Source organism: Virgisporangium aliadipatigenens (assembly GCF_016863615.1).
Lineage (GTDB): Bacteria > Actinomycetota > Actinomycetes > Mycobacteriales > Micromonosporaceae > Virgisporangium > Virgisporangium aliadipatigenens.
On sequence record NZ_BOPF01000007.1, the window covers coordinates 272,086 to 291,512 of the forward strand.

Below are 19,427 nucleotides of genomic sequence, written 5' to 3' on the forward strand. Positions count from 1 at the left end.
CGGCAAGGAGACGCCCGTCAGTTTCGCTCGCAGAGCGCGTCGACGATGCGCTTGGCCGGGCTCGCCAGCCCCCACCGCTCCGCGAGCGCGAACAGCCGTTCGGCGTCGGCGGGCTCCCGTGGCAACGTCGTGTCGACGGTCCCGACGGGCACATCCGTCGCGACCCGCACCACGGTCCGCGCCTTGCCGAGGTACTCCCGACCGGCGATCAGCTTGGCCCGCAGCCCGGGCGCGAACCCGGCCGCCGGATCGTCCAGCGCCGCCAGCAACGGCTCCAGGTCGCCGTACTTGTCGATCAGCCGCGCGGCGGTCTTGTCGCCCACGCCCGCGACGCCCGGCAGCCCGTCGCTCGGGTCCCCGCGCAGCGCCGCGAAGTCGGCGTACCCGGACGCGTGCACCCCGTACTTCGCGTGCAGCGCCGCGTCGTCCATGACCTCCAGCTTCGCCACGCCGCGGCCGCAGTACAGCACCCGCACGCCCCGCGCGTCGTCGATCACCTGGAACAGGTCGCGGTCCCCGGTCGCCACCTCGATCGGCCCCGGCTCCCGCGCCGCGAACGTGCCGATGACGTCGTCGGCCTCGTAGCCGGCCGCGCCGACCGCGGCGATGCCGAGCGCCTCGAGGCACTCCAGGATGATCGGCACCTGTGGCGCCAACGTGTCCGGCACGATCTCCTCGACCCCGTCGGCGCTCAGCCGCTGCGCCTTGTACTGCGGCAGCAGCTCGACCCGCCACGCCGGCCGCCAGTCGAAGTCGAGCGCGCACACCAGCCGGTCGGGCCGCCGCCCGCGGATGAGCGTGGCGACCATGTCGAGAAAGCCGCGCACCGCGTTGACCGGCGAGCCGTCCGGCGCCTTGGCCGCGGACTCCGGAATGCCGAAGTAGGCCCGGAAGTAGAGGCTCGCCGCGTCGACGAGCAGCAACGGAGCGGTCATGACCATCACCCTTTCACAGGCGGCAGCAGCGGGTCGGCAAGCCCCCAACCACCGTCCAGAAGCGCGTCGCACGCCGCGATCGCGTCCGCGAGGCGCCGACGGTACGACCCCGTCAGCTCTTGACATGGAACGCCCTGAGCACCCAGCGCCGCCCGGAAGCGACCCGTCATCCAGGGCCGCACGTGCTCGCCGTCGCGCAGCCCGTCGTCGACGAACGGCACCCCGACGTGGTCCGTGAGCAGGTACAGCGCGGGCGTCCGCGCGGCGGCCCGCACCTGCTCCGACGTGGAGCCGAGGTACCGCTCCTCCCAGATCGCCGTGGCGAACGCGTCCGTGTCGCACACGAGCAGCGGCGAACCCTCGCGGGCGGCGGCGTCCTCGGCGGCGTTCTGGGCGTGGGCCACGTCCACGAAGTCGGGCCGGTCCCACGTCACGTCGAACACGTCGGCGCCCGGCCCCAGCGCGGCCAGCTTGCGTTCGGTCAGCTCCCGCCCGTACTCCGGCACCCAGCGGGTGCGCGCCCACACGCCGCCGCGCAGGCGGTAGTGCCGGGCGAGCGCCCGCGCCATGGTCGTGGTGCCGGTCGACTCCGCCCCGACGACGACCACCCGCCGGACGAACCACGCCCGCACCGGAGCCGCCAGAAAGTCCCAGTGCGCCACCGGATCCGCCCGGACGCCGGTCCCCGAGACGGGCAGCGCCTCGCGCGGCAGGTCGACGGCCACGTGCGCGGCGCCGAACCGGCGGGCGAGCTCCGTTCCGTACAGCTCGGAGGAGAAGACCGCGTCGACGGGGGAGTCGCCGACGGCCTCGCGGAAGACGGCGACGTGCGCCGCCCAGACGGCGTCGGAGTCGTAGTCGATCGGCAGGTCGCACCACGTCCCGACGAACCGCACGTGCGGCGAACCGGCGTGCACCTCCCGCAGCCACGCGATCCGCTCGTCGAGCCCGATGGACTCCCGCCGCGACGGCGCCACGACGACGGTGACCCGCTCGCACGCCTTCGCCGCGGTGTCGACGAGATGGTGGTGCCCCGCGTGCGGCGGATAGAACTTCCCCACCACCATCCCGTGCCCGAACGTCATGCCAGCAGATCCCGCCGCCACGCCCGCAGCCCGAGCACGCACAGGCCGAGGAACACGACGTACAGCACGGCGGTCAGCCACAGCCCCTTGTAGCCGTACAGCGGCACGTACACGATGTCGGCCGCGATCCAGAACCACCAGCTCTCCACCAGCTTGCGACTCTGCCCGTAGGTGGCCAGGAGCGACAGCGCGGTGGTCGACGCGTCGGCGAGCGGCACGGTCGAGTCCGTCAGCCGGTCCAGGAACACGTATCCGCCCGCGGTCAGCAGCACCCCCGCCACCGCCAGCCCGACCCACTCCCGTGGCCGCGTGCCACGAACGTCCAACCTCCCCCGGTCGGCCCCGCCGTACAGCCACTGCCACCAGCCGTACAGCCCGAGCGCCACGTAGACGATCTGCAGGCCGGCGTCGGCGTAGAGCCCGACCTGCCAGAACACCGCCATCAGCAGCAGCACGTTGGCCACCCCGACCGGCCAGTTGACCGGATGCTGGCGCACGACGAGCCACACCGTCACGATCCCCGTCGCGAACCCGAGCAGCTCCGCCCAGGTCGTCGGCGCGCCGAGGAGCGTGAACGCGGCGGTGTTGAGCCACTCGATCACTCCCACCGCCAGACCATAACGGCGAGGTACGACAGAACCTCGCGATCAGCCGGGCAGGAGCTCGTCGACCCATCCGTAGTGGTCCCACCACTGCGCACGCCGGTGCTTGGTGACGACGCCGTCGAACCGGGTGAGCAGCAGATAGTCGGAAAGGTGAACGAACGCGGCGTCCTCGGTGCCGGTGGCGAGGACCCGTTGCACGACCGGGAGAAGACTCTCCAACGCCCGGTCGAGATCGAACTTGTCCAGCCGGAACGTGAGGTTGACGTAGGCACGGGGTTCCCAGGTGCACGCCTGTCCGGCGCCGTCCTCGGCCTCGACGTAGCCGTCACGCCCCGACCGGACGGTCACGTCGAAGGCACACCGGTCCCAGTACTCCTCGCTGAGTACGTTCGGCTGCGTCGTGGGACGAGGTCGTTCCGACGGATCCGGAAACGCCCGTGCCGCGACGGATTCCGGCGGAGCCTCGGTGGCGAGGGTGAGCCGGTAGTCGATCGTCATCGGTCGGGCCTCTCATGCGTGCGGAATGTGAATGACACGGTGGTCGGCAGTGACCGCCTTGACCTCTTCCAACCCCGCGATCGGCCACTCCGCGAACTGTTTGCGCAACGCCTCGGGATCGCCCCGCCAGTCGTGCAGGCTGATCACCACACGCTGGGCCTGTCCGTCCAGGACCTTTTCCTCGACGGCGGACCAGATACCGCGGACCGAGCGCCCAGGCGGCGGAGAATAACAGTCGAACACGCGGCCCTCCACGAGGAAATCCGGCCTCTTGTCGGGGTTGTGCGGCTCGTTGTCCCGCCGGCGCGCGGTCATGATCTCCGGCCGCGACGGATTCTGCCGAACGCGGTACGCATGCTCGGCGAGGGCGTCGGCGCTGTCGTTCTCCCGTTGGTGCGAACGAACGGTGGACGGCACATCCTTGGGCTTGCTCCTGGTGCGAGGTCCGGTCGGTGACCCACCCGGCTTGCCGGTCGGCCAGGTCACGTCGTGAACGGTCGGCGGCGTGGCGCCACCCGTGGAACCGCGGACGCCCTCCGCGCCAAGGTTCGCGACGTCACGCAGCACCGTGTCCAGGTCCCTACCCGCTGACGTGACGCGGCGCAGCGCGTCGTCGAGTCCCGCGAGGACGGTGGAGAGCCGTTCGAGCGTGGGGCCGGGCGCGCCGCCGCGCAGTACCTCGACGGTCAGAACGCCGGCGGCGACGGTTCGCGCACCGGCGGCGTCGATCGCACCGCATGCGGCGGCGACGAGGTGACGGGCGGCCGTCACGTCGTTGATCACCTGTTGCGGCGTGGCCCGGTCCACCGCCGAGTCGAGGAACGTGAGTCCGGTCGCGATCGACGCGCGGACCGGAGCGAGAAGGACGGGGATGTCCTGCACCGCGACGGACAAGCGCGTGATGCTGTCCGCGACGCCGGTGAGTCCGATGGCTCCCATCCGCGCCGCGACGTCCCGGATCGCGTCGGCCGTGGCGACGGCGGCGGCACCTGTGTCGTCGATCCCGACGGCGACCGTGCGCAGCCCGGTGTCGATCCCGCCGATGAAGGACACGGCGACGTGTCTATCACGAACGATCCTCGTCGTGGTCGCCCGTCAGCGGTCCGCGACGAGTTCCGACTCCGCCGGCACACCCGGATCCGCCACCGCCTCGACGGCGACGATCCGTCCACAGAGGACGGCGGAAACAACGGCGCGCTCCTCGGAGCGTGCCGCCACGGGGGAAAGCCGTTCGAAACGCGACGTCAGGTCGTCCACGCCATCATGACGCGCGGGCCGGTCAGGCCGCCGACAGCCAGGACCAGGTGGAGTCGTCGACGAACGGCCCACCGCCGGAGTCGATCCGCAGCCGGTACGCGGAGTGCCGCAGGTACGTGTCCGGGAACGCCGCCGTCGCCAGCCGGATCCCGGTGGCGACGACGTCCACGCACCAGGTGGCGTCGTTGCGGAACAGTTCGTCGCCGGTCTGCGCGTCGACGAAGACCTCGCTGTTGCGGTGGCGCAGGTAGCGGACCGGCAGTTCGGCCGCGCGCAGGGAGACGCACCGGCGCTTGCCGTCCCCGCCGTTGAGCGGCGCCTCGACCAGGAAGCGCGCGTCGGGGTCGTCGTCGGCCACCGCCTCGATCCAGGCCTCGCCGTCGCGGTTGGTGATGTAGTGGTACTCGTTGCCGGCGGTGGTGGCCATCAGCAGGATCGTGCTGCCGACGGCGGGAACGCCCTTGCCCGGCGACGGGTCCGCGGGTGCCGGCGCGCCGGCCGACGGCTCTCCACTGTGGACGGACGCGCTCGGCGATGCCGCCGGATAGGTCGGGCGCGGCGCGTTGGAGCCGCACGCCGCGAGTGCGGCCAGGCAGAGCACCACCGCCACGATTCGCCCCATGGCCGCACACCCTAATCCCCACCCGTTCCCGAGCGTAGCGGGCATCCCGACCAACTAATGTGCGGTGCATGTCCTTGTACACGCCCGACCGCCTGGCCACCGCCCGGCGCGTCGCCGCGGCCGCGAAACTCGACGCGCTGCTGCTCACTCCCGGTTCCGACCTGCGCTACCTCACCGGGTACGACGCGCACGCGGCGGAACGCCTCACCTGTCTCGTCCTGCCGGTCGACGGCGATCCGGTGCTGATCGTGCCGCGGCTGGAGCGGCCGGCGGCCGAGGCCTCCCCGGCGGAGTCGCTCGGGATCACGCTCGTCGACCACTCCGACGGCACCGATCCGTACCCGCTGGTGGCGAAGGTGATCGGTGGGGCGGGTGCGGTCGGGCTGGCCGACCGGATGTGGGCGGCGCAGGTGCTCGGCCTGCGGGCGGCGTTGCCGGGGACGGAGCAGCGGCTCGCCGGCGGGGTGCTCAAGGAGCTGCGGATGCGCAAGTCGCCGGACGAGGTGGCGGCGCTGCACGCGGCCGGTGCGGCGATCGACGCCGTGCACGCGCGGATGGGGGAGTGGTTGCGGCCCGGGCGGACCGAGGACGAGGTCGCCGCCGACATCGGGTCCGCGATCCGCGAGGCCGGTCACGCCGCTGTCGGGTTCGTCATCGTCGCATCCGGGGAGAACGGCGCCAGCCCGCACCACGGAAGCGGCAGCCGCGTGATCGGGGCGGGCGATCCGGTGGTGGTGGACATCGGCGGCCCGATGCCGGACGGCTACTGGTCGGACTGCACACGCACCTACGTGGCCGGCGGCGCGCCGCCGGCGGAGTTCGCCGCGTACTACGAGGTGCTGTACGCCGCGCAGCGGGCCGCGGTGGCGGCGGTGCGCCCGGGGGTGCGCTGCGCCGAGATCGACGCGGTCGCCCGCGACGTCATCGCCGGGGCCGGCTTCGGGGACGCATTCTTGCACCGGACCGGGCACGGGATCGGCCTGGACGGGCACGAGGATCCCTACATCGTCGCCGGGAACGACATCCCGCTGGAGCCGGGGATGGCGTTCTCGGTGGAGCCGGGCATCTATCACGCGGGGCGGCACGGGGCCCGGATCGAGGACATCGTGGTGTGTACGGACGACGGAGTCTCGCGGTGCAACACCCGCCCGACCGAACTGGTGGTGCTGTGATGGCGCGCGTGGAACGTTTCCTGCCCTCCGAGGAGGCCGCCGACCTGCTGGAGCTGGTGGGCGACCTGGCCGACAACGAACTGGCGCCTCAGGTGGCCGGCTTCGAGGAACGCGCGGAGTTCCCCCGCGAGGTGCTGCGCACCCTGGGCCGGGCCGGCCTGCTCGGGCTGCCGTACCCGGTGGAGTACGGCGGCGGCGGCCAGCCCTACGAGGTCTACCTCCAGGTGCTGGAGGAACTGGCCCGCCGCTGGCTGGCCGTCGCGGAGGCGGTGAGCGTGCACACGCTCTCGGCGTTCCCCACATATGCATTCGGTACGGACGAGCAGAAGAAGCGGCACCTCCCCGACATGCTCGGCGGCGAACTGCTCGGGGCCTACTGCCTGTCCGAGCCGCAGGGCGGGTCGGACGCGGCGTCGCTCACCACGAAGGCGACCCGCGACGGCGACACGTACACGATCACCGGCACCAAGGCCTGGATCACCCACGCCCGGGTGGCCGACTTCTACAACGTCTTCTGCCGCACGGGCGGCCCGGGCCCGAAGGGCATCTCGTGCGTGCTCGTCGACGCCGGAACGCCCGGCCTCGAGCCGCAGGTCGCCGAGCGCACGATGGGCCTGCGCTCCTCCCCGGTGGCGCAGGTGGTCCTCGACGGCGTCCGGGTCCCCGCCGAACGCCTCGTCGGCCCCGAGGGCGGCGGCTTCACCATCGCGATGAGCGCCCTGGACAGCGGCCGGCTCGGCATCGCGGCGTGCGCGGTGGGGCTGGCGCAGGCGGCGCTGGACCACGCGAGCGAGTACGCGAAGGGGCGCACGCAGTTCGGCAAGCCGATCATCGAACATCAGGGGCTGGGCTTCCTGCTGGCCGACATGGCGACGCAGGTCTCCGCGGCCCGCGCGCTGACGCTGGCTGCCGCGCGGCTGCGCGACGCCGGGCGGCCGTTCGGGATCGAGGCGGCGAAGGCGAAGCTGTTCGCGACCGACACGGCCATGCGGGTGACCACCGACGCGGTCCAGGTGCTGGGCGGCTACGGCTACGTCAGCGAGTACCCGGTCGAACGCTTCATGCGCGAGGCGAAGGTGCTGCAGATCGTCGAGGGCACCAACCAGATCCAGCGCATGGTCATCGCTCGATCACTCTCCCGGGAGTAGGCGGTCCCAGGCGGGAACCATGCGTACCACACGCGTGGTACGGTCTTCGGCGTGGGGGACCGGTTCAGCCTCACCGTCGAGGGTCTGCACAACGTCAGCGTCTACGGGATAGAGCCGCGGGAAGTGTGGGAAGCGCTCCATGCTGCCCGGCGGCTCACCCGTCAGGTCAGCGACGAGGCCAACGCGATATTCGGCGTGACGGGCAAGGGCCGGTACCTCGTGGTGCTCGTGGTCGAGTCGGCCGGTGCCGACAACGACTGGGACGTCGTCGCCGCGCGCGAGATGTTCCCTGACGAAATGGCCATGTTCGACCGTTACGCCGGAGGCAGGCGATGAAGGAAGCGTTACACCGCAACCTGGCCGACGAGATAGCCCTGGGCGACGACGCCGGGCTGCCCGTGCCGGACAGCGACGTGCCGATGGTCAGCAGGTCCCTGCGGCTGCCGCTGGACCTGTACCAGCGGGTGTGCGCCGCTGCCAACGAGAGAGGCGTGGGGGTCACCACCCTGATGCGGCAGTTCGTCGAGGCGGGGATGTCCGACCTTGACGACGGGGCCGTCATCGCGGTCGCCGACCTCCGTCGGGCGATGGCCAGCCTGGCCCGTCCCGCACCCTCCGCATAGCCCCCAACTACTCAGCGCGGTCGCCGAAGTGGCCGCGCCGCATTGTGGCCTTTTTCGATGATCGAGGTCGCGCGTCCGTCGGGCGCGCGACCGTTCTTCCCGTCGCACCGCTTCGCTGCCACGTCCGCGTTCCCACGAACGACGGTGCACCCCGTCGCCCGACGGGGTGCACCGTGCTGCCCGGTGTCTACGCGGCGACGAGCCCGGCGAGGTGCTTCGCGTGCTCCTCGGCGGTGGCGTGGGCGTTGCGCAGCGACTCCTCGTGCAGCCCGATCAGCTCCGACATCGCCGGGGTGACCGGGGCCAGGGTCAGCTCCGCCTCGACCACCTTCAGGTCCAGGCCCCAGGAGTCGGCGAAGATGCGGCGCAGGTACGGGGTGGCGTGGTCCCAGCCCTCGCGCGGCGTTCCGGGGCCGTAGCCGCCGCCGCGGCTCATCACGAGCACCGCGGGCCGGCCGGCGAGCGGCCGGTCGCCCTGGGGCCCGACGCGCGGGTCCAGGATGACCAGGTCGAGCCAGGTCTTGACGTGCTGCGGGACGCCGAAGTTGTACAGCGGGCTGGCGAACAGGTAGCCGTCGGCCTCGAGAAGTTCGTCGGCGAGGCGGCCGGCCAGCGCCACGGCGTCGTGCCCGGCGGAGGAGGACTGGCCGAACGCCACCCGCACGGCGGCCGCCCACGCGCCGGCGCTCAACGGCTCGAGGCCGACGTCGCGGCGGGTGATCCGGGCGTCGGGGTGCTCGGTGCGCCAGCCGGCCTCGACGGTGTCGGCGACGGCCCGGCTGATCGACCCTTCGGTGCGGACACTGCCGTCCAGGCGGAACAGGTTCATCTTCGACTCCTGGGAGTAAGGGTTTCCCTAGCGCTCTCCAATATGAGTGGTTAAACAGAACATCTGCAATGCCACAGATCTGTGGGCAAGCTCTCACCGGCTACGATGTTGTTCATGAACGACGCTCGCGGCCACGACGATGAGCCGTGCCGTGGGCTGCACAACGACCTCGGCTGGGCGCTCGGCACCGTGTTCCGCACGTACGCCAAGGCCGTCCGGATGGCGTTCGCGGATCTGCCCGGCGGGCCGCGGGGCTACCAGGTGCTGACCGCCGCCGGTTCCGGCCTCGCGGGCACCCAGCTGACCCTCGCGGCCTGGCTCGGCGTCGACCGCACGGTGATGACCTACCTGCTCGACGACCTGGAGAAGGCCGGCGTCATCGAGCGGCAGCCGGACCCGGCCGACCGGCGGGCCCGGCGGATCGTGCTCACGCCGTCCGGGCGGGACCTGCTCGGCGCCCTCAACCGGCGGCTCGACGAGGTCGAGGAACGGGTTCTCGTGGCGCTGGAGCCGGTCGAGCGCGCGACGTTCCGGGACCTGACGGCGCGGCTGGCGTCGCACTTCGCGGAGCCGTCGACCGACGCGTGCGTCGAGGTGGCGCAGGCCGAGGCGGAGCTGCCGCCGGAACGGCCGCGTCGCCGCCGGCGCGCACCCGCCCGCCCGACCTCCCGCTGACCGCACCCCGTCCCGGCGGCGCGGCAAAGGACCCGCACCCGGCGGGCGCGAAGCGCGGAGAAGAAAAGCGTCCGGGCCGGCGCCACGACGGCAGCACCGGCCCGGAGGGACCCGACGAACGCGCTACGCCGGGATGTGCCCGGCCGCGACCGCCTTCGCCACCGCCGACTTGAGCGAGCGCTTGTACATGTCCGCGATGGCCCGGTCGGTCGCCTCGCCCTGCCCGCCGTTGAACGCCAGGGCGTCGATCGTGTGATCGCGCACGGCCGCCACGGCCTGCGGGTTCAGGCCCTTGATCGCCGCGGTGAACATGTTCGTGCCGGTGTCGACCGTGCAGTTGGCGCCGGCGGCGTCGCAGTGCAGGTAGACGCCGGAGACACCGGTGACGGCGTGGGCCCGCACCACGATCGTCACCCGGATCGTGTACTCGTGCAGCGGCGCACCGTCGACCAGGCTCAGGAAGGGCGCGTTGTTCCCCACGACCAGCGTGATCGGAGGGACCGGGATCGAGGCCCGGTCCGCCGCGAACGCCGACTGCCCGACCACCGCGCTGACGGCGAGTGTCGCGAGCGTGGCGACGACGACGAGAACCTTCTTGTACACGTGTGATCTCCCAACGATCGATGGTTGCCGAAGGGAGGATGCCATGCGGGGGCAAACGGGCGGATCTGAAGATTCGCGGGCGAACACGGAACGCTAAGGTGTCCGGCGTGGAAGACACCGATCGCGCGATCGTGCGTTCGCTCGCCGAGGACGGGCGGCTCTCGTACACCGATCTGGCCGAACGCGTGGGCCTGTCGGTGTCGGCCGTGCACCAGCGGGTGCGCCGGCTGGAGCAGCGCGGCGTGATCAAGGGCTATGCCGCCCGGGTCGACCACGAGGCGCTCGGGCTGCCGCTGTCGGCGTTCGTGGCGATCCGGCCGATCGGCGCTCCGGAGCCGGACGACGCCCCGGACAAGCTCGCCGGGTTCCCCGAGATCGAGGCGTGCTACTCGGTCGCCGGCGACGACTTCTACCTGCTGCTGGTGCGGGTGGCCGGCCCCGCCGACCTGGAACGCCTCCTGCAGCAGATCCGCGTGGCGGCCAACGTCACCACGCGCACCACCGTTGTCCTGTCCACGCCCTACGAGGGCCGACCCCCCCAGGTGTGAACGAACGATGTCCTTCCCTCCCCGGCTCGGAGTCATCGCCCAGCGGACCGTCCTCGACGGCAAGGAGCCCGTGCGCAGCGTGGTCCTCGACGTCGACGGCGACTGGTCCGCGCTCGACGGCGTCAACGACCCGAACGTCCCCGACGCCTGCGTGCTGGTGCGGATGAGCGTGCTCACCGACGCCGACCCGTCCCTGCTCGATCTCGCCGAGATGGAGCCGGGGACGGAGGCGTTCCGGGAGGGGCCCGACGCCCCGTGGACGTTCGAGCCCCACACCTACCCCGACGAGCCGGCCGACAACAGCTAGTCGCCCTTCACGTTGACGATCTGGCGCAGCGTGTGCGTGATCTCGACCAGGTCGGCGGCGTCGGCCATGACCTGGTCGATCGGCTTGTACGCCTGCGGGATCTCGTCGATGAACGCGTCCGTGTCGCGGTACTCGATGCCGACCATCGCCTTGCGCAGCTCCTCACGGGTGAACTTCTTCCGCGCGGCCGACCGCGAGTAGTTGCGCCCGGCGCCGTGCGGTGCGGTGTTCAGCGCGAGCGGGTTGCCCTTGCCGACGACGACGTACGAGGCGTCACCCATCGAACCGGGGATGAGCCCGCGCACCCCCTTGTCGGCGTTGATGGCGCCCTTGCGCGACAGCCACACCTCCTTGCCGAAGTGCGTCTCGCGGGTCGTGTAGTTGTGGTGGCACTGCACCCGTTCCTGCTCCTGCACCGGGCCGTGGAACGCCGCGAAGCAGTCGACGACGCGGTCCATCATCTCGTCGCGGTTCTGCAGCGCGAACTCCTGGGCCCAGCGCAGTTCGCGGATGTAGGTCCAGAACTCGTCGGTGCCCTCGGCGAGGTACGCGAGGTCCGGGTCGGGCAGGCTGATCCACCAGCGCTTCATCGCCTCCTGCGCGACCTTGATGTGATGCGTGGCGATCTTGTTGCCCACCCCGCGCGAGCCGGAGTGCAGGAACAGCCACACGTAGCCGTGCTGGTCGACGGTGACCTCGATGAAGTGGTTGCCGGAACCGAGCGTGCCGAGCTGCAGCTCCCAGTTGCCCGCGTAGCGCCGCGGGTCGAACCCGGCCTTCTCGGCGAGTGCCGTCAGCCGCTGCACCCGCGCCGCGGCGGTGTCCGTGAGGGACGTGTTGTACTGCCCCGCCGACAGCGGCACGGCCGCCTCGATCGCCTCGCGCAGCTTCGCCAGCGGCTTGCGCAGGTCGTCGCGGTGGTACTGGGTGCGCACGGCCGCCATGCCGCAGCCGATGTCGACGCCCACCGCCGCCGGGATGATCGCGCCCAGCGTCGGGATGACCGAGCCGACCGTCGCGCCCTTGCCCAGGTGCGCGTCGGGCATCAGCGCGAGGTGCGGGTGGATGAACGGCAACGCGGCGGTCTTCTCCGCCTGCGCGCGCGTGGCGGGCTCGAGAATGCTCGCCCAGTTCATCAGCCGCTTCGAGATCTGCTCCATGCGGCACACGGTAGACACCCGAAAACAGGTGGCACCGCCAATTAGCGCTCGTTCCAGTGCCGGATGACCCGCCGGCCGTGCTCGAAGCCCAGCACGGAGAGCGTGGCGGTGTCGAGGCGCAGCAGCCCGCCGCCGGCGACGGGCAGGCCGATCCAGCGGGCGCCGACGACGCGCAGCGAGTGCCCGTGCGCCACGAGCGCCACGTCGCCGCGCTCCAGCAGCGGCGCGACCCGCCCGAGGAGCCGGTCGATGCGGGCGCCGACCCGATCGGGGGTCTCGCCGCCGGGTGCGCCGTCGGTCCAGAGGTTCCACTCCGGGCGGGTGGCGTGGATCTCCTTGGTGGTGATGCCCTCGTACTCGCCGTAGTGCCACTCGGCGAGGTCCTCGGTCTCCTCGGCGGGGGAGAGCCCGGCGAGGTGGGCGGTCGCCGTCGCGCGCACCCGCGGGCTGGTCAGCACCGCGACGAAGGCGTGCTCGCGCAGTCGCGGGACCAGGTCGCGGGCCTGTTGCTCGCCGCGCGGCGTCAGCTCCTTCTCGGTGAACGACGTGTGCCTGCCGCTCGCGCTCCACTCGGTCTCGCCGTGCCGCACCAGTACCAACTCGCCCACGCCGTCGAGCCTAGGCGAGGCGTGCGGCCCGCGCATGGAGGTAGCGCCGGCGAGGGAGGCTGGGGGTCTTGTCCGCCGCCGTGCGGTAGGCGGTGCGTGCGCCGTCGCGGTCGCCGGACAGTTCGAGCAGGTGGGCGCGGACCGAGTGGTAGCGGTGGTCGTCGTCGAGCCGGTCCGACAGTCCCTCCAGCAGCGCCAGCCCGTGCAGCGGGCCGCGGGCCATCGCGACCGCCACGGCGTGGTTCAGCGCGACGACGGGGTTGGCGGACATGGCGGGCAGCCGCAGCAGCAGCCCGTACAGGGCCTCGATCTGCGGCCAGTCGGTCGAGTCCGCGTCGGGCGCCTCGTCGTGCAGGGCCGCGATCGCCGCCTGCAACTGGTACGGCCCGGTGGGCCCCCTCGGCAGGGCGGCCTCGACCAGCGCGACGCCCTCGGCGATCTGCGCGGCGTTCCACAACGAACGGTCCTGCTCGGCCATCGGCACCGGTGCGCCGTCGGCGGCGGTGCGGGCCGGCCGGCGAGCGTCGGTCAGCAGCATCAGCGCCAGCAGCCCGGCGACCTCGCTGTCCCCCGGCAGCAGCCGGTGCACCAGGCGGGCCAGCCGGATCGCCTCGGCGGCCAGGTCGGCGCGGTGCACCGAGGGCCCGCCGGTGCTGGCGTAGCCCTCGTTGAAGATCAGGTACAGCGTGTGCAGGACGGCGGCGAGCCGCTCCCCGCGAACCGCGTCGGGCGGCAGCCGGAACGGCACCCCGCTCGCCTTCACGCTCCGCTTCGCCCGGGTGATCCGGCGCGCCATCGTCGCCTCCGGCACCAGGAACGCCCGCGCGATCTCCGCCGTCGTCAGGCCGCCCACGGCGCGCAGCGTCAACGCGATCTGCGACGCCGTCGAGAGGGCCGGATGGCAGCAGAGGAACAGCAGCACCAGCGTGTCGTCGGTGTCACCGGGCGGCGCGTCGGCCGGCGGGGCGTGCCGCTCCGCGGGAAGGATCCACTGCTGGGCGGTCCGCTCTCGACGTTCCCTCGACTGCTGGGAACGCAGGATGTCGGTGAGCCGGCGGGCGGCGACGGTGATCAGCCACGCGCGCGGACTGTCCGGAACGCCCTCGACCGGCCACTGCGTCGCGGCGGCCAGCAGCGCCTCCTGGGTCGCGTCCTCGGCGGCGTCGAAGTGCCCGTAGCGCCGGGTCACCGCGCCCACGACCTGCGGCGCCAGCTGACGCAGCAGGTCCGTCTGTGGCCCGCTCAGTGCGTGGCGCCGCCCGGCGGCGGCGACCTCCTTCCGCTCCACTACGTTCCGCTCCCTCCGGCCGCCGCCGCGGCGCCACGCACACGCTCGAGGACGGCCGGGCTAGAGATCGAACTCCTCGATCGACTCGGCGAGCGGCCGCACGTCGGCGTAGCCGCGGGCGGCGACCCCGGGCGGCGCCGGGCAGTCGCCCAGCCGTGCGGCGATCTCGGTGGCCCGGTCGAAGCTCTCGCACTCGACGATCCAGTAGCCGGCCAGCACCTCCTCGGCCTCGGCGTACGGCCCGTCGGTGACGACGTTCGTGCCGGGGCCGAGCCGGCGGGTGTGCACCGGCGCGGTGAGCCCCCGGGTCTCGACCAGTTCGCCGGACTCCTCGAGCGACTTGTTGAACTCCGTCATGAACGCGTGCAGCGCCGCGAAGTCCTCGGGGCCGTACGCCCCCGGCGAGCTGTCCTTGCCGGTCATCTGGTCGTAGTCGCGCTGCGAGGCGTAGGTCAGGATCATGTACTTCACGGGTCCTCCTCGGGTCGGGACGCCCCGTCCGGGCGCCGCTCACCCGGGACGTCGGAACGGGCCGCCCCGTACCGGACATCCTCCGTCAGGATTTTCCGCAGTGTTCCAGGATCGCGGCCACGACCTGCTCCGGCGCGGCCGTCGCGTCGATCCGCCAGGTGGCCGGCTCGGTGCCGGCCAGCCCGTCCAGCGCGGCCGCGCTCGCGACGTGGTCGTGCCGCCACACCCGCGCGTCCCCGGTCGTGGCGTCGTCGCCGTCGATGCGCGCGTGCAGGTCGTCGGCCGGGAGGGTCAGCACGAACTGCCGCACCGCCAGCCCGCGCCCCCGCAGCCCGCCCAGGATCGCGGCCCGGTAGCCCGCGTCGACCAGTGTCATCGGCACGACCCAGGTGCCGCCGTAGGACTCGGCGAGCCCGCCGAGCGTGTGCACGGTCAGCTCCCGCCACAGGGGCAGGTCCTGGAAGTCGTCGACCTGCCCCGGCACGAAGCGCATCAGCACGTAGCCGATGTACTCGGGGTCGTAGAGATGCCCGTCCGGCAGGGCCTTCAGGAGAAGTTCGGCGGTCGTGGACTTGCCCGCGCCGAAGGCGCCGTTCACCCAGACGATCACCGATGGAGGATACCTACTCCGCGTGCGTCTTCGACGTGCTCGGCTTCGGCTTCTCCTTCTCCTTGTCCTTGCTCTTCTCGGTCTTCGACGGCTTCGGCGACTCCTTCGGGGACTTCGACTCGGCGGGCTTCGGGGTCGGCTTGGTCGACGGCTTCACCTCGCCGTGGCGGCCCTTGTCGTCGCCGGGGGAGTGCGTGAGGCCGGGTGCCGGCGACTTCCGGTTGTCCTCGGGACGGCCGCTCGCGCTCGGGACGGCCCCGTCCGCCGAGGGAACGGCGTGCCCGGACGGGATCGCCGCCACCTGCGAGGGCCTCGGCGACTCCTTCGCGGTGGACGGCTTCGGCGCGGCGGACTTCTCCCCACCCGGCTTCTGGCCGGGCCTGTCCTCGACCTTCTTCGGCACGCCCAGCCCGCCGGCGACGTCGTGCGCGACGTTCTGCACCGGGGCGGGCAGCGCGCCCGTCTCGGCGGCCACCGCACCGACCCCGCCGGTCAGGCCCACGACCCCGAGGGCCACCTTCGCCGCGAGCGACTTCGCCAGCAATCCACCGAGCATGCGCGCCTGCCTTCGTCACGGCCGGCGGGGGGCGCCTCCGGCCTCGTGGTCCCAGTTCAGGCCCGGCTGGCTGCGATCCGGGTCCGCGCCGGGTGCGATCCGGGTTCCGTACCGGGTCCGGTGATCGGCCTCGACCAGCCACCAGAGCGCGGCCACGAGCAGCCCGCCGGGCACGAACGTCCACAGCCACCAAGGGCCGTCCCAGTCGGCAGTCGTGACGACGATCAGCGCCCACACCACGAACTGCACGGCGCAGGCGAGCAGCCACCCGAGCGCCGCCCAGCGCAGCAGCGCCGGCAGGAGCGACGGGCGTTCGGCGCCGGGCGCGCCGGCCAGCGCGGCGTGCAGGTCGCCCCGGGTCTCGGCGGCGGCCACCCGGGAGCGGTGCAGGGCGGCCTGCTCGTCGGTGAGCGCGCCGGCGTCGCGCAGCCGGGCGACGCGGGCCGCCGCGCGGGCGCGTTCGGCGTCGCCGACCGCGACGAACTCGGGCCAGAGCAGGGCGGACAGATCGGGTCTCATGACTACCTCCGTCATCGGTTGACACCGATCGTGCTCGGCTCACCCGCCGTGGACACGGGTGCTGTCACCACTTCCGGGGGAACGTCATCACCACCGACGTCGCCACCCCGACGGCCGCGGTCGCGGCGGCCACGGCGGCGAGCGTTCCCCACGGGAGCACCGGCACGGGGAGGTCGCCGGTCAGCCGCAGCAGCGCCGCGCACAGCGCGCCCAGCGCCAGAACGGCCGCCCCGAGGGCCAGCACCACCCCGACCGCCACGACGAACAGCGCCTCGCCGGCCACCACGCGCAGCCGCTGACCGGCGGTGGCGCCGGCCAGCCGCAGGAGTGCGAGGCCGGCGGCGCGTTCCCGGGCGGCCATCAGCGTCGTGCCCAGGACGGAGAGGCCGGCGTACAGCAGCGCGAGGCCGAGCACGGCGTCGATGCCGGTCGCCTTGACGCCGCCGCGCTCCGGCGGGGGATCGACGGTCGCGCCGAGGTTCCGGACGGCCGCCTCGACCGCGGCCCGATCGGCCCGCCGCACGAACACCCGATCGGCGAGCGGCCGCGCGGGATGCGCGTGCGTCAGGAAGGCCCCGTGGCCGCCGACGCCCTCGCGCAGCACCGCCACCACCCGCAGGGCCGCCGGGCTGCCGTCAGCGCGCCAGACGCGCACGGTGTCGCCGACGTCGCGGCCCCACTCGCGGTCCACCACGATCGTGTCGTCGGCCAGGTCCGCCACCGAACCGGCCAGCACCGGCAGCCCGGCCAGCGCGGCCGGGTCGACGGTGTGCGCCGTGCGCCGCAGCAGGGCGACGCCCTCCTCCAGGTCGTACACGCTCGTCGGGTAGCTGACCGCGACGTCGGCGTTCCCGATCGCGCGCAGCCGCGCCACCGCCTCGGCGGAAAGCCCCGGCGTCCCGGCCGGCACCACGACGAACGCCCCCGGCACCCGCCCCTCGGCCGCCTCCGCCCGCTCGATCGTGGCCGTGATTCCCGGCAGGCAGGCGGCGAGGCCCACGGTGAGCAGTACCGGTGCGGCCGTCGCGGCGGTCCGGCGGGACGCGGCGAGCGCCCCCTCGCGCACCAGCAGCCCGGTCGCGCCGCGCAGCCGCGCCAACGGCGTCCCGAGCAGCCGCGCGGCCGGCCCCACCAGCACCGGCGCCAGCAGCGCGAACGCCACCACGAGCAGCAGCACCGCCGGCACGTACTGCTTGCGCTTGAGCGCGTCGGCCGGTTCGGCCACCACCGGCCCGAACGTCGTCACCAGCGCGGCACCGCCGATCAGCACCGCCCACAGCCACCGTCCCGGGGTCATCGTCCGACCCTCCACACTGGACTCCCGCAGGGCCTCGGCCGGCCCGACCCGCCCCGCGCGCCGCGCCGCCGTCCACACGCCGGCGAGCGCCGCGACCAGCCCGGCACCGAACGCCACCACCAGCGCCGCCGTGCTCTCCGGCACGGTGAACCAGTCCGGTGCGAACCCCCGCGCGACAAGCCGTTCCGCGAGGCGCGGCGCACCGAGCCGGCCCAGGGCACAGCCGGTGGCCGCGGCGAGCACACCGAGCGCGAGCCCTTCGGCGAGGACCGAACGCCGCACCTGCCCGGGCGTCGCGCCGGCGGTGCGCAGCAGGGCCAGTTCGCGGCGGCGCTGCGCCACCCCGTACGCGAACGTCCCCGCCACGACGAACGCGCTCACGAACGCCGCTATCCCGCCGGCGGTGCCGACCAGGGAGTTCGCGGCGACCAGCGCCTGCGCGTCGGCCGCGGCGTCCGGGTCGAACCGCCGCAGCCGCGCCCCGGCGTACACCCGCCCGTCGGTGCCGACCGCCGCGCCGACCCGTTCGGCCGGTGCCTCGACGATCAGCGCGTCGATGCGGGGAAACAGCCGGGCGGCCTCGGCACCGGTGAAGAACAGCGCCTTCTCGAACCGCGCCGGCGCCAGCACCCCCACGACCGTGTACTCCCGGCGTCCGGCGTCGGTCAACACGCCGACCCGTTCGCCCGGCCGCGCACCACCGGCCCACACCACGACCTCGTGGTCCCCGGCCGGCTCCCGCCCGGCGTCCAGCCGGTGCGCCCCGAACGCCGCCGCCGGCCACGGCCGCCCCACCTGGTCCGCCCCGCCGCCGGCCAGCTGCGCGTAGCCGATCCGGTCCTCGACGACGGCGCCGGTCGCCCGCACCCGCGCCACGACGTCCGGGGAGAGTCCGTGCGGCACCGCGAGCGGCTGCGTCCGCAGGCCGTGCGCGGTCGGCACGGCCAGTTTGCCGACCGGCGCCACGACGGTGCGGGCGTGCGCGTAGCGCTGCGGCGGCAGGGGCCGCGCGCCGAGCGTGCCGGCGAGGACGAGGCCCATGGCGGCGACCAGCCCGACGCCGGCGGTCAGCGCCAGGAATCCGGCGATCAGGCCGCTCCACCGGGCCCGCAACGAGGCGAGGATCAGCATGCGGCACCCCCGGCGACGTCCACGCCGTGCCCGACCCCGCCGAGACCCTGCGCGCCGCGGCCGGCGGGATCCGGGCCGGTGGCGGCCGTCGGGGCGGCGAGCCAGGCGGCGACCTGTTCCGGGGTCGGGCGGTCGAGCCGACCCGCGACGCGGCCGTCCGCCAGGAACACCACCCGGTCCGCGTACCCCGCCGCCACCGGGTCGTGCGTCACCATGATCAATGTCTGGCCCGCGGTGTCGACCAGCCGGCGCAGCATCCCCAGCACCTCGTGCCCGGTGGCCCGGTCCAGCGCGCCCGTGGGTTCGTCCGCGAAGAGCACCGCCGGCTCGGTCACCAGCGCCCGCGCGATCGCCACCCGCTGCTGCTGCCCGCCGGAGAGCGCGCCGGGGCGGTGCCGTTCGCGGCCGGCGAGGCCCACGTCGGCGAGCGCGCGCCGCACCGTCGCCCGGTCCGGCCGGCGTCCGGCGAGGCGCAGCGGCAGGCCGACGTTCTGCTCGGCGGTCAGGGTCGGCAGCAGGTTGAACGCCTGGAACACGAAGCCGATCCGCTCCCGCCGCAGCCGCGTGAGCCGCCCCTCGGAGAGGCCGGTCAGCGTCACACCGGCGACCTCGACCCGGCCGGCGTCCGGACGGTCCAGCCCCGCCGCGCACTGCAGCAGCGTCGACTTGCCCGAGCCGGACGGCCCCATGATCGCCGTGAACGTCCCCGCGCCGAACCCGATCGTCACATCGTCGAGGGCGGTGACCGCCCCGTACCGCCGGCGCACCGACCACAACCGCACCACCTCGTCCATGCGAACAAGCACACCGGCCGGGACCGGGAAGATCACTCATGCGGGACGGAGGAGCGGGGTAGATCTTTCTCTACCGACCGGCCCGG

The 19,427-nt window shown here is 73.4% G+C and carries 25 protein-coding genes and 1 pseudogene; 7 read left to right on the forward strand and 19 right to left on the reverse strand.

Annotated elements, in window-relative coordinates; all coding sequences use genetic code 11:
• Positions 1-17: 17 nt before the first annotated feature.
• The 8 genes and pseudogenes from Val02_RS11915 to Val02_RS11945 all read right to left on the reverse strand — a co-directional run bounded on the left by Val02_RS11915 (position 18) and on the right by Val02_RS11945 (position 5,002).
• Complete coding sequence (locus tag Val02_RS11915; protein WP_203899040.1) at positions 18-935, reverse strand: 5'-3' exonuclease; 918 nt, start codon at positions 933-935, stop codon at positions 18-20.
• A gap of 5 nt (positions 936-940) precedes the next feature.
• Entirely contained in the window at positions 941-2,020 is a 1,080-nt protein-coding gene (locus Val02_RS11920) for an AAA family ATPase (RefSeq protein WP_239152744.1), read from the reverse strand.
• Positions 2,017-2,628: a nicotinamide riboside transporter PnuC gene (pnuC, locus tag Val02_RS11925; protein ID WP_239152745.1), complete on the reverse strand. Its 612-nt coding sequence runs from the start codon at positions 2,626-2,628 to the stop codon at positions 2,017-2,019. The genes Val02_RS11920 and pnuC overlap by 4 nt, the downstream gene beginning before the upstream one ends.
• A 39-nt stretch (positions 2,629-2,667) precedes the next feature.
• A complete protein-coding gene (locus Val02_RS11930; protein WP_203899041.1) occupies positions 2,668-3,123 on the reverse strand; it encodes a SitI3 family protein in 456 nt (151 codons plus the stop codon).
• A 12-nt stretch (positions 3,124-3,135) separates the two neighbouring features.
• A complete protein-coding gene (locus Val02_RS11935) occupies positions 3,136-3,540 on the reverse strand; it encodes a CdiA C-terminal domain-containing protein (RefSeq protein WP_239152789.1) in 405 nt (134 codons plus the stop codon).
• 135 nt (positions 3,541-3,675) lie between these two features.
• A pseudogene (locus Val02_RS47260) lies at positions 3,676-4,062 on the reverse strand (DUF6244 family protein); the annotation flags it as partial.
• 156 nt (positions 4,063-4,218) lie between these two features.
• Positions 4,219-4,380, reverse strand: coding sequence for a hypothetical protein (locus Val02_RS11940; RefSeq protein WP_203899042.1), 162 nt, complete (start codon positions 4,378-4,380; stop codon positions 4,219-4,221).
• Positions 4,381-4,402: 22 nt separating this feature from the next.
• Positions 4,403-5,002: an AbfB domain-containing protein gene (locus Val02_RS11945; protein ID WP_203899043.1), complete on the reverse strand. Its 600-nt coding sequence runs from the start codon at positions 5,000-5,002 to the stop codon at positions 4,403-4,405.
• A 68-nt stretch (positions 5,003-5,070) separates the two neighbouring features.
• On the opposite strand from Val02_RS11945, the gene Val02_RS11950 reads away from it, so the two are divergent.
• Genes Val02_RS11950 through Val02_RS11965 form a run of 4 tightly spaced genes read left to right on the forward strand, consistent with a single transcriptional unit; the run spans position 5,071 to position 7,945 of the window.
• Positions 5,071-6,174, forward strand: a complete 1,104-nt coding sequence (locus tag Val02_RS11950; RefSeq protein ID WP_203899044.1) for a M24 family metallopeptidase — start codon at positions 5,071-5,073, stop codon at positions 6,172-6,174.
• A complete protein-coding gene (locus Val02_RS11955) occupies positions 6,174-7,322 on the forward strand; it encodes an acyl-CoA dehydrogenase family protein (RefSeq protein WP_203899045.1) in 1,149 nt (382 codons plus the stop codon). Before Val02_RS11950 ends, Val02_RS11955 begins: the two co-directional genes overlap by 1 nt.
• Before the next feature lie 51 nt (positions 7,323-7,373).
• The gene (locus Val02_RS11960) at positions 7,374-7,658 is read left to right on the forward strand and encodes a hypothetical protein (protein ID WP_203899046.1); all 285 of its coding nucleotides are present in this window, start codon (positions 7,374-7,376) and stop codon (positions 7,656-7,658) included.
• A complete protein-coding gene (locus tag Val02_RS11965) occupies positions 7,655-7,945 on the forward strand; it encodes a hypothetical protein (RefSeq protein ID WP_203899047.1) in 291 nt (96 codons plus the stop codon). The genes Val02_RS11960 and Val02_RS11965 overlap by 4 nt, the downstream gene beginning before the upstream one ends.
• Positions 7,946-8,132: 187 nt before the next feature.
• Here Val02_RS11965 and Val02_RS11970 read toward each other — a convergent pair whose 3' ends face one another.
• Positions 8,133-8,774 carry an FMN-dependent NADH-azoreductase gene (locus tag Val02_RS11970; RefSeq protein WP_203899048.1) on the reverse strand — a complete coding sequence of 214 codons (642 nt, stop codon included), beginning with the start codon at positions 8,772-8,774 and terminating at the stop codon, positions 8,133-8,135.
• Positions 8,775-8,888: 114 nt separating this feature from the next.
• Here Val02_RS11970 and Val02_RS47265 point away from each other — a divergent pair, with 114 nt between their 5' ends.
• A complete protein-coding gene (locus Val02_RS47265; protein ID WP_239152747.1) occupies positions 8,889-9,449 on the forward strand; it encodes a MarR family winged helix-turn-helix transcriptional regulator in 561 nt (186 codons plus the stop codon).
• A 123-nt stretch (positions 9,450-9,572) separates the two neighbouring features.
• Here Val02_RS47265 and Val02_RS11980 read toward each other — a convergent pair whose 3' ends face one another.
• A complete protein-coding gene (locus Val02_RS11980) occupies positions 9,573-10,052 on the reverse strand; it encodes a hypothetical protein (protein WP_203899049.1) in 480 nt (159 codons plus the stop codon).
• Positions 10,053-10,159: 107 nt separating this feature from the next.
• On the opposite strand from Val02_RS11980, the gene Val02_RS11985 reads away from it, so the two are divergent.
• Positions 10,160-10,600, forward strand: a complete 441-nt coding sequence (locus Val02_RS11985; RefSeq protein WP_203899050.1) for an Lrp/AsnC family transcriptional regulator — start codon at positions 10,160-10,162, stop codon at positions 10,598-10,600.
• Positions 10,601-10,607: 7 nt separating this feature from the next.
• Positions 10,608-10,907 (forward strand): hypothetical protein, encoded by a 300-nt coding sequence (locus tag Val02_RS11990; protein ID WP_203899051.1) that lies wholly within the window; start codon positions 10,608-10,610, stop codon positions 10,905-10,907.
• On the opposite strand, the gene Val02_RS11995 is transcribed toward Val02_RS11990, so the two are convergent.
• The 9 genes from Val02_RS11995 to Val02_RS12035 all read right to left on the reverse strand — a co-directional run bounded on the left by Val02_RS11995 (position 10,904) and on the right by Val02_RS12035 (position 19,341).
• Complete coding sequence (locus tag Val02_RS11995; protein WP_203899052.1) at positions 10,904-12,067, reverse strand: RtcB family protein; 1,164 nt, start codon at positions 12,065-12,067, stop codon at positions 10,904-10,906. The genes Val02_RS11990 and Val02_RS11995 overlap by 4 nt on opposite strands.
• Positions 12,068-12,108: 41 nt before the next feature.
• Positions 12,109-12,675 carry a histidine phosphatase family protein gene (locus tag Val02_RS12000; protein ID WP_203899053.1) on the reverse strand — a complete coding sequence of 189 codons (567 nt, stop codon included), beginning with the start codon at positions 12,673-12,675 and terminating at the stop codon, positions 12,109-12,111.
• A gap of 10 nt (positions 12,676-12,685) precedes the next feature.
• On the reverse strand, positions 12,686-13,963 hold the full coding sequence (locus Val02_RS12005) for an RNA polymerase sigma factor (protein WP_239152749.1): 1,278 nt from the start codon (positions 13,961-13,963) through the stop codon (positions 12,686-12,688).
• Between the two features lie 60 nt (positions 13,964-14,023).
• Positions 14,024-14,425, reverse strand: a complete 402-nt coding sequence (locus Val02_RS12010; protein WP_203899178.1) for a YciI family protein — start codon at positions 14,423-14,425, stop codon at positions 14,024-14,026.
• A 94-nt stretch (positions 14,426-14,519) separates the two neighbouring features.
• A complete protein-coding gene (locus Val02_RS12015; protein ID WP_203899054.1) occupies positions 14,520-15,044 on the reverse strand; it encodes an AAA family ATPase in 525 nt (174 codons plus the stop codon).
• 13 nt (positions 15,045-15,057) lie between these two features.
• On the reverse strand, positions 15,058-15,600 hold the full coding sequence (locus Val02_RS12020) for a hypothetical protein (RefSeq protein ID WP_203899055.1): 543 nt from the start codon (positions 15,598-15,600) through the stop codon (positions 15,058-15,060).
• A 15-nt stretch (positions 15,601-15,615) separates the two neighbouring features.
• Positions 15,616-16,119, reverse strand: a complete 504-nt coding sequence (locus Val02_RS12025; RefSeq protein ID WP_203899056.1) for a hypothetical protein — start codon at positions 16,117-16,119, stop codon at positions 15,616-15,618.
• 64 nt (positions 16,120-16,183) lie between these two features.
• Complete coding sequence (locus Val02_RS12030; RefSeq protein WP_203899057.1) at positions 16,184-18,547, reverse strand: ABC transporter permease; 2,364 nt, start codon at positions 18,545-18,547, stop codon at positions 16,184-16,186.
• A complete protein-coding gene (locus Val02_RS12035) occupies positions 18,541-19,341 on the reverse strand; it encodes an ABC transporter ATP-binding protein (protein ID WP_203899058.1) in 801 nt (266 codons plus the stop codon). Before Val02_RS12035 ends, Val02_RS12030 begins: the two co-directional genes overlap by 7 nt.
• Positions 19,342-19,427 lie beyond the last annotated feature (86 nt).